Consider the following 12,967-nt stretch of genomic DNA (forward strand, 5'->3'; position numbering starts at 1 on the left):
TTATATGACGCTGAAGACGCTCGACAACGCGCTGACGCTTTTGCGCCACTTCACCGCCGAGAATCCGACGTGGGGTGTGCGCGAGTTGGCCAAGGAGACCGGCATCAACCACTCGGTGGTTCAGCGCATTCTCGCCACTTGCGCCCAGCACGGTTTCGTCACGCAGCGCGGCAAGTCGCGCAAGTACGCGCTCGGCATGGCCTTCCTCGAATTCGCGCAGTCGCTGCGCGAAGGCCTGCACCTCTCCGACCTCATCCTGCCGATCATGCGCCGCCTCGCGGCCAACACCGGCGAGACCGCGTTTCTGGCCGTGCTCGATGGCAAGGAAGCCGTTTATCTCGAAATCGCCGAGTCGGATCAGAACATCAAATACTCGGTCGCCGCCGGCACGCGCTTCGCGCTGCACGCAGGCTCTTCGGGCAAGGTCATCGCTGCGCATCTGCCTGAAGCGCAACTCGACGCCATTCTCGAGCACGGCCTGAAGCGCTACACGAGCAGCACCATCACCGACCCGGACGCGCTGCGCGCCGATCTCGCCGCCATCCGCGAGCAAGGCTGGAGCTACTCGGCCAACGAATTTGCCGACGGTGTGTTCGGCCTTGCGTTGCCTGTGTTCGACGAGACCGACGGCATCCTCGCCTCGTTCGGCGTCTCCGGCCCCGACTTCCGTATGACCGACGCCAAGCGCGGCGAGATGCTCGCCGCCGTGCGTCAGGAACTCGCCGAAGTGCAGTCGCTCATGCGCCGCTTTTACTGACCCGCTCCGATTTCGCCAGATAAGCCCCTCCGAGAATTAACCCGATGAAATCCGCCCCGCCCTCTGCCGCTGCCAAGCCACCCGGCGCACCCTCCGGTGCTCCCTATGCGCCGCTCGACGGCAAACACCCCACCGTCTTCGAGCCGACGTCGCTGCTTCTCATGGTGGCCGTCTCGGTCGCGGGCGCGATCATCGGCATGCAATTGATCGTCACGCTCGGCATCTCGGCGAACACGTCGATCATCGGTGCTTTGCTCGCCATGCTCGTCGCGCGCCTGCCCATTGCGATGATGCGCAAGTTCCGTTCGGTGCATCGTCAGAATCTGGTGCAAACGGCGATCTCGTCGGCCACCTTCGGAGCCTCGAATAGCCTGATGATTCCGATCGGCATCCCGTTTGCCATGGGACGCCCCGACCTCATCGTGCCGCTGCTCATCGGCGTGATGATCGCCATGTTCCTCGACGGCACGGTGCTTTACCGTGTCTTCGATTCGAAGGCCTTCCCCGCGACGGGCACCTGGCCCGCCGGTATCGCTACGGCCGAATCGATCATCGCGGGCGATCAAGGCGGCAAGAAAGCGCGTCTGCTCGTGTACGGCGTGGCGGGTGGTGTCGTCGGCTCGGTACTGGGCATTCCGATGTCGGCGTTCGGTGTGGCCTTCATCGGCAACATCTGGGCGCTCGGCAGTTTCGGCGCAGGCCTGCTCATCAAGGGCTATTCGCTGCCGCTGCTGCACGTCGACCTGAACAAGATCTATCTGCCGCACGGCTTCATGATCGGCGCCGGTGTCGTCGCGCTCATTCAAGTGACCTTCCTCGTGCTGCGTGGCAACCGCAAGGGCGCACAAGCCGAAAACGGTTACCAACCGACCGTCTCGGATCGCAAGCTCGTCGGCTTCCTTGGCGTGAGCTTTCTGGCCTACGTCGGCATCGCGCTGCTCATCGCCTTGTGTGCTGGCCTCGCCACGCATATGTCGCCCGGTATGTTGATCGGCTTCTTGCTGTTCGCGGCGTTCGCGGCTTTCGCCCATGAACTGATCGTCGGTATTGCGGCCATGTATTCGGGTTGGTTCCCAGCGTTTGCCGTGGCGCTCATTACGCTGGTGATCGGCATGTTGTGTGGCTTTCCGCCGACGGCCCTCGGCCTGCTCGTCGGGTTGTCGTCGGCCACCGGGCCCGCATTTGCCGATATGGGCTACGACCTGAAGACCGGCTTCATCCTGCGTGGCAACGGTGCCGATCCTGCCTTGGAGCGCGCCGGTCGCAAGCAGCAGTACTACGCCGGCATGCTGGGTTTCTGCGTGGCAGCCGTGGCCGTGGTGCTCGCCTACCCGCACTTCTTCGCGAACAACATGTTCCCGCCGGTCGACAAGGTGTATGCCGCCACGATCGAAGCCGGTGTGTCGAGCGATATCGGCCATCAGTTGATGATCTGGGCGATCCCGGGTGCTTTGCTGCAATTGATCGGCGGCCCGAAGCGTCAGTTGGGCGTGCTCATGGCGACCGGTCTGCTGCTGATGAGCCCCGCCGCCGGTTGGGCGGTGGCTGCGGGCCTCGTGCTGCGCGTGCTGATCGTGCGCCGCTGGGGTGCAGCAGGCGAATCGGCCTGCGGCACGTTGGCTGCCGGCTTCATTGCAGGCGATGCGCTGTACAGCTTCTTCAAGCCGCTGTTGTTCGGCAAGTTGTTGGCCAAGTAATTTCGAGTGGCGCGCACGTTGTGAGTGCGCGCCCGTTGTCTTTGTCTCACCCCCGTAGGACAGTTCGATGGATCTGAATCACATCACCGCCGAGAGCGCACTCGCGCCCGGTCTCGTCTACTTCGATCACGCCGCCGCCTCGGTGCCGCCGCGCTGTGTCGTCGACACGATGACCGCGTATCTCAACGAGACCGCTCGCACCGGCCCGTACCTGCCCGCCTTCCGTCGTGAGACGTACGCACGCGTCGAGCAAGTCCGCGCGGCGACGGCAGCCTTCGTCGGCGCTAACCCGTCGGAAATCGCCTTCACCAAAAACGGTAGCGAGGCGATCAGTCTCGTCGCCGCTGGCATCGACTGGCAAGACGGCGATGAAGTCGTGCTCTCCGACTTCGAAATGATTTCGAATCAAGCCCCGTGGCTGCAATTGCAGGCGCAAGGCCGTGTGAAAGTTGTCGTCGTGCCCGCCAACGCCGATGGTGTGATGGAAGTCGACACGCTGGCGAAGTCTCTGACGCCGCGCACGCGACTGATTTCGATGGCGCATCTTCCGAACGTGACGGGCGCTTTGCAGCCCATCGATGCGATCTGTGCGCTGGCACGCGAGCGTAACGTCTGGACGCTCATCAACGCGACGCAAACCGTCGGCATGGTGCCGATCGACGTGCGCGCGCTCGGCTGCGACTTCCTCGCCACCTGCGGGCGTAAAGCGCTGCGCGGCCCGGAAGGCAGCGGTTTTCTGTACGTGCGCGAAGCGCTCGTCACGCAACTGCGCCCGGCATTGATCGGCTGGTGGAATGCGTCGGTCGACGCTAACGGTGCGCTCTCGTTGCCGCCCACGGCCAAGCGTCTCGAAGCCGGTTGCCCGATCGTGCCGTCGATTCTCGGTATGGGCGAAGCCATCGCCTTCGCGCAGTCGCTTGGCATGGCAGACATCTACGCTCGTGTGCAGCAACTCACGCGCTACGCCGTCGAGCAATTGCAAACGTTGCCGGGCGCCGAGATTTACGGGCCGTCGAAGGTCGAGCAGCGGTTGAGCCTGGTGCCGTTCAACGTGAAGGGCCTCGAAGCCGATGCCATCGTCGCGCATCTGGAAGCGGCCGGTGTCATCATCGAAGCCGGTCACTTTATGGCCACGCCGATTCTCAAGCGCTTCAACATCGAGCGCATGGCGCGTCTGGCGGTACATTATTTCAATTCCGAGCAGGAAATCGACCGAGCGGTCGCCCTGATTCGCGAATTGCTCGATAAGCGTTCGTGATCCGTCCTTCAGTCATCTTTGATCCGTCACTTCATTCTCTCGACGAGGCATAAGCCATGAAACAAATTCTGATGATGAGCAGCTCCCGCAAGGGCAATCTGGGCTATCTGGAGCACGCAGACGACCAACTGCACGCCCTGCTCAAGGGTCGCGCCAAGCGCGTGTTGTTCGTGCCCTACGCCGGCGGCATCACGTTCAGCTACGACGAATACGAATCGCGCGTGAAGCCGGTGTTCGAGCGTCTCGGTTACGAACTCGAATCGATTCATCACCACAAAGACCCGCGCGCGGCCGTCGAGCAAGCCGAAGCGGTCGCTGTCGGCGGCGGCAACACGTTTGCGCTGCTCGATCGCATGTACAACGCGGGCATCGTCGGCCTGATTCGCGAGCGTGTGAACGGCGGTATGCCGTATGTGGGTTGGAGCGCCGGCTCGAACGTCGTGTGCCCGACCATCCGCACCACCAACGACATGCCGATCGTCGAGCCGCCCACGCTCAAGGCGCTGAACCTGATTCCGTTCCAAGTGAATCCGCACTTCATCAGCGGCAAGCCGGCGGGTCACAACGGCGAATCGCGCGAAGAGCGTCTGGCCGAGTACCTCGCGATCAACCCGGACGAGCGTGTCGTCGGCATTCCGGAAGGCACCGCCCTGCACGTGCAAGGCGATAACGCCACGGTGCTGGGCGAGTTCGACGCGCTGTACTTCAAGCAAGGCGGCGCCATCGACAAGATCGCCACGGGCAGCACGTTCGCGCTCGCATCGATCTGACGCTGGCAACGCAGCACAGCGTCAACAGGTAATAAACGGATTCAAGAGGTAGAGAAACATGGCATTGCAGCAAACCCTGGCGGTGTATGAACTCATCGACCTGCCGAGCGTGAACGGCGACGACATCGTCGCGCTGTTCGCACCGTACGCCGAGGCTGGCGTGACGGTCGCCGTCGAGCGTGTGACCGAAGGCCGCGTGGCCGACTTCATCAAGATCGTGGTGCCGGGCGCTATCGGCAAGACGGCTGGCGGCACGGCGCCGACGCTGGGCCTGATCGGCCGTAACGGCGCGATCGGTGCGCGTCCGGACCGGATCGCACAAGTGTCGGACGCCGACGGCGCAACGGCAGTCATCGCCGCAGGCTTGAAGCTCGCGCAAATGCGTGCGCGCGGCGACACGTTGCAGGGCGACGTCATTGTCACGACGCACCTGTGCACGGACGCGCCGATCACGCCGCGTCAGCCGGTCGATTTCATGGGCATGCCGTGCAGCTCGGCAACGATGAACCAGCTCGAAGTCGACCCCGCCATGGGCGCCATCCTGTCGGTCGACACGAGCAAGGGCAATCGCGTGTTCAACGAGCGCGGTTTCGCCATTACGCCGACGTCGAAGCAAGGCTATCTGCTGCGCGTGTCGGACAGCCTGCTCAACATCATGCAGCAGACGACGGGGCATCTGCCGCGCGTGATGCCGCTCACGACGCAAGACATCACCGACTACGACAACGGTCTGTATCACATCAACAGCATCATGCAGCCGACCGTGGCGACCGAAGCGCCGGTGGTGGGCGTGCCGATCACCGCGCAAGCAGCGGTGGCCGGTAGCGGCGGCAGCGCAAGCCACGAAGTGGATATCGCTGAAGCCGTGCGTTTCTGTGTGGAAGTGGCGATTCAGTTCACCGACCGTCAGCGCTATCAATGCGACTTCTACAGCGAGACGGAATACGCGCGTCTGCTCGAACTGTACGGCCCGATGACGGTGCTGCAAAAGGCGGCGTAAGTCTGCCGTTCAGGCGGCTCGGCGTGAATCGAGCCGCCTGACTTTTCTCCAAGGCGACAGGCTGAACCGCGACATGCCCGTGCTGGGTCACAAACCCGCGCGGCACGCCGGACTGCCGCCAATGCCCTGACACAGCCGGTTCGCCGGCGACTGCGCCGGACCTGTGTCGAGTGGCTCCTCTGCGACGACATGACGTCGTTCTCTTGCCTTGTGCACGAGAGCGCGGGGGCGTTTTTGCGTCAATTTTTGCATCGAGGGCCGGCACGCATGCCATGGCCCCGTCTATTTCTCGTGATTCAAGACCGACCGGAACTCTCATGAAATATCCGCTTCCTTCCCTGATCGCCGCAGCCGCTGGCGTGTGCTTCGCGTGTGCCGCCCCGAGCGCATTCGCGCAATCGAACGTCACGCTCTACGGCGTGCTCGATGCCGCCGTGGTCATGCAGACCAACACCAGCCCGCAAGGCGGCAAGACCTTCAGCGTGCAGCAGGGTGGCGAGGGCTTCCTGTCGGGCAGCCGCTTCGGCCTGACGGGTACTGAAGATCTCGGCAACGGCATGAAGGCGCGCTTCGTGCTGGAAAACGGCCTCACGATCAACAACGGCAACTTCGACCAGCAGGGGCAGCTGTTCGGCCGTCAGGCATTCGTGGGCTTGTCGGGTGCGTTTGGCGAAGTGGATATCGGCCGTCAGTACACGGGCGCATTGCTCGCTGTGTCGGCCGTCGACCCGCTGTCGATTGGCGCTCCGGCGACGAACTCGTGGCAGGTGTATCTCACCGGTCAGCGTTTTAACAATGCGTTGACGTACACGAAGTCGTTCGGCGCGATTGGCGTGAATTTGCAATACGCGCTGGGTGGTATTGCCGGTCAGGGTTCGGCGCGCTCGTCGCTCTCGGGTGGTTTGTCGTATGACGGCAACGGTCTGAAGCTGACTGGCCAGTTGCAACAAACGCGCGATACGCAAAGCCGCACGGCCAAGCTGTGGGTGTTGGGCGCGAAGTATGCGTTTGGTCCGGCGACGTTCTACGCCGACTACCTGCAAAGCCAGCGCGACGCGGGCTTCGACGTCACGAACGGCGGCGTGGATTTCGCCTCGATTACGAACATGAGCACGCCTGCGACGGCCAGCTCGACGGCGTCGATCGGCTCGGTGTTCAGCGCTGCGCGCCGCGACCAGTTCCTGACGTTGGGTGCGACGTACAACTTCAACCCGGCGCTCTCGTTCACGGGCGCGTGGATGTACAACAACACGTCGGCGAACAACTTCGGCGGCACGCGTCAAACGGCTTACGCGATTCTCGACTACCGCCTGTCGAAGCGCACCGACGTTTATGTGGCCGGTGCTTACGATCACGTGAATGGCGATTGGTCGGGTCTGTTCGGCACGTCGACCACGTCGTGGACCGGCGGCTCGGGCGTACGCCTGAACGGCCACGACAATCAGGTGACTTACTACGCAGGGCTGCGTCATAAGTTCTGATGACGCGTGATGGCAAGCGTCTTGCATTTGGCTTGATGCGATAACAAACGGGACGCCATTGGCGTCCCGTTTGTCCTTCATACCATCCCTGCCTTACGACGGCATCGGCTACTTCACCGATGCGACGTCCTCGACCTTAGTCACCGTCTGTGCCAACACCGGTCTGAGTGCGATACCGGTATGACTCGCTGCAATCTTCGCGAGCGCATCCGGCGACGTTGCCGCGACCACGGTGCCGCCCTCCTTGCCGCCTTCCGGTCCCATGTCGACGATCCAGTCGGCTTCGGCAATGACGTCGAGGTTATGCTCGATCACCACCACGGTATGACCGCCATCCACCAAGCGATGCAGCACCTTGATCAGGCGTGCCACGTCGGCCATGTGCAACCCTACCGTCGGCTCATCGAGCACATACAACGTGTGCGGCGACTTCTGACCGCGACGCGTAATGTCGTCGCGCACCTTGGTCAACTCCGTCACCAGCTTGATCCGCTGAGCCTCGCCACCCGAGAGCGTCGGCGACGGCTGTCCCAACGTCAGATAACCCAGCCCCACGTCCTGCATCAACTGCAACGGGTGCGCAATGCTCGGCATCGATGCGAAGAACTCGACCGCTTCGTCCACTTCCATCGTCAGCACATCGCCGATGCTCTTCCCGCGCCATGTCACCGCCAGCGTCTCGGCGTTGAAACGTTGCCCGTGGCAGACATCGCACAGCACCTTCACGTCGGCCAGGAAACTCATGCCGATAGTACGCACGCCCTGCCCTTCGCACGCGGGACAACGGCCGTCACCCGTGTTGAACGAGAAGCGCGACGCCGAGTAACCGCGCGCGCGCGCTTCGAGCGTGTCGGCGAACAAACGTCGAATCGTGTCCCAGAAGCCGATATACGTCGCCGGACACGAACGCGGTGTTTTGCCGATCGGCGTCTGATCGACTTCGAGTACACGGTCGATGGTCTCCCAACCCGTCACGGATTCGCACCCGTGCCAGGCATGCGTCACGGCGCGGCGCGGTTCTGCGGGTGCCTCCGACTTCGCACGCGGCTTGCCGTCTGCCTTCACCGCATGGCGTACCGTTCCCTTACGGGCGCGTCGTTCCGCTGGCGACGACATCACGGAACGACCCACGGCATCGAGCAGATTCGTCATCAACACATCGCGCGCGAGGGTCGATTTACCCGAACCCGAAACGCCCGTAATCGCCGTGAGACGCGAGAGCGGCAGCGACGCCGTGACGTTCTTCAGGTTATGCAACGTCGCGCCATGCACGGTGAGCCAATTCGGTGGCACAGCCTCTGTACCCTGCTTCGGCGCGATGACTTCGCGACGCGGTTGGAGCGGATGCTGTAACGGATGCGCCAGGAATTTGCCGGTCAACGAATCGGGGTGTGAGGCCAGATCGGCCACGCTGCCTTGCGCCACGAGCGTGCCGCCGCGCTTACCCGCGCCCGGTCCGATATCGATAATGTGATCGGCGCGACGAATCGTATCCTCGTCGTGCTCGACCACCACCAGCGTGTTGCCCTGATCGCCAAGCTTACGCAGTGCACCGAGCAGAATGCCGTTATCGCGCGGATGCAGACCGATGGTCGGCTCATCCAGCACGTAACACACGCCCTGCAAGTTGCTGCCGAGTTGTGCCGCGAGACGAATACGTTGCGACTCGCCGCCCGAGAGCGTCGGTGCCGCGCGATCCAGCGTGAGATAACCCAGACCGACTTCTTCGAGGAATTCGAGCCGCCCTTGAATCTCGCTAATCAGATCGCGCGCAATGCTCGCGTCGCGGCCATGCAGATGCAGCGCCTGCACCCATTGACGAACGTCGGTCACCGTCCACTGCGCCACATCGGAAATCGCTTCTTCGTCGAACGTCACCGCCCGCGCCACCGGATTGAGTCGCGCGCCGTGACAATCCGGACACGGCTGGTCACCCACGCCTTCCGGTTCTTGCTCCTCCGACGGCAGCGAGTGTTCGCGTCCGCGGTTGTCCTGACTCAGCACCGTGTCGTCGAACGCCTCGCGCTGCTCACGCGTGAGCGCGAGGCCCGTGCCCACGCAGGTGGTGCACCAACCGTGCTTGCTATTGAACGAGAACATGCGCGGGTCGAGGTCTGGGTAACTCGTGCCACACACCGGACAAGCGCGCTTCACCGAGAACACTTCAATCTCGCCGACCCCTTCACCCGGTTGTTCGCCGGTCATCGCATCGCCCAGTCCGTCGAGCGGTGCGAGCAAATGCATAACGCCCTTGCCCTGCTCGAGCGCCGCCGCAAGCAGCGTGCGCAGCAAGCCCTCGTTCTCGGGCGTAATCACCACGTCGCCGACAGGCAACTCGATGGTGTGTTCACGAAAGCGATCGAGCTTCGGCCACGGATCGACCGGCAGGAATACGCCATCGACACGCAGATGTGAATGTCCCCGCGCTTTCGCCCACTTCGCCAGATCGGTATAGATACCCTTGCGGCCCACCACCAGTGGCGCGAGCAAGCCGACGTGTTGACCACGCCGGTCACGTAGCAGCTGCGCCACGATGGAATCGGGGCTCTGTGCCGTCACCGGCGCGCCGTCGTGAATGCAGTGCTGGATGCCGAGCTTCACGTACAACAACCGCAAGAAGTGCCAGATTTCGGTCGTCGTCGCCACCGTACTCTTGCGACCGCCGCGTGAGAGACGCTGTTCGATGGCCACGGTCGGCGGAATGCCGTAGACCGCATCGACTTCCGGACGCCCTGCCGGTTGCACGATAGAGCGCGCATAGGCATTGAGCGACTCGAGATAGCGGCGCTGGCCTTCATTGAACAGGATGTCGAACGCAAGCGTCGACTTACCCGAACCGGAGACCCCGGTAATCACGCTGAACTTGCCGCGCGGAATGTCCACATCGAGCGACTTCAGGTTGTGTTCTCGCGCGTTGACGATGCGAATGGCGTCGCCGCCTGCCGGTTTGCGATGCGTACGTGCGGCACGCACCGCAGTTTGCAGCGGCATGCCCGCATCGCCCGTGGTGCGTGTCGGGTTTGCCGCGATGGCCTGCCCCGGAGCCACGACATTACGCTCGTAGTCGGCCAACGCCTTGCCCGTGTGCGAACCCTTGCACGCCACCACGTCGGCGAGCGTACCGGCGCACAACACTTCGCCGCCGCCCTCACCACCCTCCGGCCCCAGATCGATAATCCAGTCGGCCGCGCGCACCACGTCGAGGTTGTGTTCGATAACCAGCAACGAGTTGCCGCCATCCAGCAGCTTGCCGAAGGCGCGCATGAGCTTGGCGATGTCATCGAAGTGCAAGCCAGTCGTCGGCTCGTCGAAGATGAACAACCGCCCGCGATGCGCGACCTTCTGCCCGCTCGCTGTCTTCTTCTGTGCCGCTTCCGCAAGGAAGCCCGCGAGTTTGAGACGCTGTGCCTCACCGCCCGAGAGCGTCGGCACGGGCTGCCCCAATTTCACGTATTCCAGCCCCACGTCCACGATCGGTTGCAACACACGCAGCACATCGCGATCCGACGAGAACAACTTCACGGCCTCATTCACGGTCAGGTCGAGCACATCGGACACGCTCAACTCGCGCATCGCTTCGCCCGGCACGGCGCGGCGAATCTTCACATCGAGCACTTCGGCGCGGTATCGCTTGCCATCGCAGTCCGGGCAACGCAAATACACGTCGCTCAGGAACTGCATCTCGACGTGCTCGAAGCCCGAACCGCCGCAGGTCGGGCAACGCCCGTTGCCCGAGTTGAAACTGAATGTGCTCGCGTTGTAACCGCGTTGCAGCGCCACCGGCTCGGCCGCGAACAGCTTGCGAATTTCGTCGAACGCGCCGACGTAGCTGGCCGGGTTCGAGCGTGCCGTCTTGCCGATGGGCGACTGGTCGACGAACACCACACCCGACAACTGCTCGGCGCCCGTGAGTTCATCGTGCGCACCGGGCGCTTCGGTCGGGTCGCCGAAGTGCCGCGCGAGCGCCGGACTCAGAATGTCCTGCACCAGCGTCGATTTGCCGGACCCCGATACGCCAGTGACACACACGAGCCGTTGCAGCGGAATCTCGACGTCGATCTGCTTGAGGTTATGCTCGCGCGCGCCGGAAAGCGTCAGCCGCGGCGTTTCGGCATCGACCGGACGTGCCCGCCAGTTCGACGCGTTCGCCACGTGCTTGCGGCCGCCGAGATAGCTGCCCGTGAGGGTGTCAGCGTGACGCACGTCTTCGGGCGTGCCGTCGAACACAATTTGTCCACCGCGCTCGCCGGGACCGGGGCCCATGTCGATGACACGATCGGCCGCCAGCATGACCGCGGGGTCATGTTCGACCACCACCAGCGTATTACCCGCGTCTCGCAGGCGATGCATGGCGGCGACGATGCGGTCCATATCGCGCGGATGCAGACCGATACTCGGCTCGTCGAGCACGAACAACGTGTTGACGAGCGAGGTCCCCAGCGCAGTCGTCAGGTTGATCCGCTGCACTTCGCCGCCGGAGAGCGTGCGGCTCTGACGATCGAGCGTGAGATAGCCGATGCCGACATCGCACAGGTACTTCAGCCGCGTGCCCACTTCTTCTTGCAGCAGCTTGAGCGCATCGTCGAGCAGGCTCGACGGCAACGTCAGCGAATCGAAGAACTGACGCACACGTGAAATCGGCATGAGCATCAAATCGTGCATGGTCAGGCCGGGCAGCGCTTCGAGCTGCGCGCGCGACCACGACACGCCGCGCGGCATGAACCGTTGCGACGGCGGCAGAACCGCGTCGGCATTCTCCTTCGAACCAAGGCGCCACAGCAGCCCTTCGGTCTTCAGGCGAGCGCCGCCGCACGTCTCACACGTGGTGTAGCTGCGATATTTCGATAGCAGCACACGGATGTGCATCTTGTACGCCTTCGACTCCAGATAGCCGAAGAAGCGGCGAATGCCGTACCACTGTTTATTCCACTCGCCCTTCCACGTCGGGTCGCCCTCAATCACCCATTGCTGGTGTTCAGACGAGAGCTTCGACCACGGCGTGTCGCGCGGAATGCCCGCCTTACCGGCGTACTCGAGCAGGTCTTCCTGAATCTCTTTCCATGCAGGCGTCTGAATCGTCTTGATCGCGCCGCCGCGCAACGTCTTGCGCTCGTCGGGGATCACCAGACCGAGATCGACACCGATCACGCGACCAAACCCACGGCAAGTCTCGCAGGCGCCGTAAGCCGAATTGAACGAGAAGAGCGCCGGTTGCGGATCGGCGTAATGCAAATCGCTGTCAGGGCAGTGCAAGTCCTGCGAGTAACGCCAGATGTCCGGCTCGCCTTCTTCGGCGAGCACGTAGACGTTCACGCGGCCGCGGCCGCGCTTGAGCGACGACTCGATGGCTTCCATCGCCCGCGCCTTCTCGGTGTTTTGCAACCGGAAGCGGTCGGCGACCACGTCGAGCACCTTGCGCGTGCCGGTAGCGCTCGCGACTTCACGCTCGGCTTGCACGCGGGTGTAGCCCGATGCGGAGAGCCACTGTTCGACCTCATCGGCCGTGACGCTGCCCGGCAGTTCCACCGGGAAGGTAACGACCAGGCGCGGGTCCCCCTGCGCGGTGCGCGCCATCAGTTCGGCGTAGATGGTCTCGGGCGTGTCGTGGCGAACGGGCTGTGCCGTCTCGCGGTCGAACAGCGCCGCCGCACGAGCGAAGAGGAGCTTGAGGTGGTCGTTGAGTTCGGTCATCGTGCCGACCGTCGAGCGCGAACTGCGCACGGGGTTGGTCTGATCGATGGCGATGGCTGGCGGTACGCCTTCCACATGATCGACCTGCGGGCGATCCATGCGGTCGAGGAACTGGCGCGCGTACGCACTGAAGGTCTCGACGTAGCGGCGCTGGCCTTCGGCAAACAAGGTGTCGAAGACCAGGCTCGACTTGCCGGAGCCGGACGGACCGGTCACGACCGTCATCTCACCGGTCTGGAGATCGACGTCGAGGTTCTTGAGGTTGTGCTGGCGGGCACCACGGATACGAATGGCGTGGTTGGCCGACGGATCA

At 63.4% G+C, this 12,967-nt stretch carries 7 protein-coding genes; 6 read left to right on the forward strand and 1 reads right to left on the reverse strand.

Going from position 1 to position 12,967, the window contains the following annotated elements; all coding sequences use genetic code 11:
* The first annotated feature begins 4 nt into the window (after positions 1–4).
* The 6 genes from ACPWR9_RS04660 (at position 5) to ACPWR9_RS04685 (ending at position 6,963) form a co-directional block, all read left to right on the forward strand.
* Entirely contained in the window at positions 5–757 is a 753-nt protein-coding gene (locus ACPWR9_RS04660) for an IclR family transcriptional regulator (RefSeq protein WP_426296268.1), read from the forward strand.
* A 44-nt stretch (positions 758–801) separates the two neighbouring features.
* A complete protein-coding gene (locus tag ACPWR9_RS04665; protein WP_426296267.1) occupies positions 802–2,454 on the forward strand; it encodes an OPT/YSL family transporter in 1,653 nt (550 codons plus the stop codon).
* Positions 2,455–2,521: 67 nt separating this feature from the next.
* Positions 2,522–3,712, forward strand: a complete 1,191-nt coding sequence (locus tag ACPWR9_RS04670) for an aminotransferase class V-fold PLP-dependent enzyme (protein WP_426296266.1) — start codon at positions 2,522–2,524, stop codon at positions 3,710–3,712.
* 56 nt (positions 3,713–3,768) lie between these two features.
* A complete protein-coding gene (gene pepE / locus ACPWR9_RS04675) occupies positions 3,769–4,482 on the forward strand; it encodes a dipeptidase PepE (protein ID WP_426296265.1) in 714 nt (237 codons plus the stop codon).
* A gap of 58 nt (positions 4,483–4,540) precedes the next feature.
* Complete coding sequence (locus tag ACPWR9_RS04680; RefSeq protein ID WP_426296264.1) at positions 4,541–5,482, forward strand: DUF1177 domain-containing protein; 942 nt, start codon at positions 4,541–4,543, stop codon at positions 5,480–5,482.
* 317 nt (positions 5,483–5,799) lie between these two features.
* Complete coding sequence (locus ACPWR9_RS04685) at positions 5,800–6,963, forward strand: porin (protein WP_426296263.1); 1,164 nt, start codon at positions 5,800–5,802, stop codon at positions 6,961–6,963.
* Between the two features lie 108 nt (positions 6,964–7,071).
* Here the strand turns inward: ACPWR9_RS04685 and uvrA are convergent, their stop codons facing one another.
* Positions 7,072–12,945, reverse strand: coding sequence for an excinuclease ABC subunit UvrA (gene uvrA, locus ACPWR9_RS04690; protein WP_426296620.1), 5,874 nt, complete (start codon positions 12,943–12,945; stop codon positions 7,072–7,074).
* Positions 12,946–12,967 lie beyond the last annotated feature (22 nt).

Origin of the sequence: Pandoraea pneumonica, assembly GCF_049918595.1 — a bacterium.
Taxonomy (GTDB): Bacteria; Pseudomonadota; Gammaproteobacteria; order Burkholderiales; family Burkholderiaceae; genus Pandoraea; species Pandoraea pneumonica_A.

Excerpts from the sequence above, each read along its gene's own strand:
- ACPWR9_RS04660 (WP_426296268.1), top strand. The coding sequence starts at position 5 with ATGACGCTGAAGACGCTCGACAACGCGCTGACGCTTTTGCGCCACTTC.
- ACPWR9_RS04665 (WP_426296267.1), top strand. The coding sequence starts at position 802 with ATGAAATCCGCCCCGCCCTCTGCCGCTGCCAAGCCACCCGGCGCACCC.
- ACPWR9_RS04670 (WP_426296266.1), top strand. The coding sequence starts at position 2,522 with ATGGATCTGAATCACATCACCGCCGAGAGCGCACTCGCGCCCGGTCTC.
- pepE (WP_426296265.1), top strand. The coding sequence starts at position 3,769 with ATGAAACAAATTCTGATGATGAGCAGCTCCCGCAAGGGCAATCTGGGC.
- ACPWR9_RS04680 (WP_426296264.1), top strand. The coding sequence starts at position 4,541 with ATGGCATTGCAGCAAACCCTGGCGGTGTATGAACTCATCGACCTGCCG.
- ACPWR9_RS04685 (WP_426296263.1), top strand. The coding sequence starts at position 5,800 with ATGAAATATCCGCTTCCTTCCCTGATCGCCGCAGCCGCTGGCGTGTGC.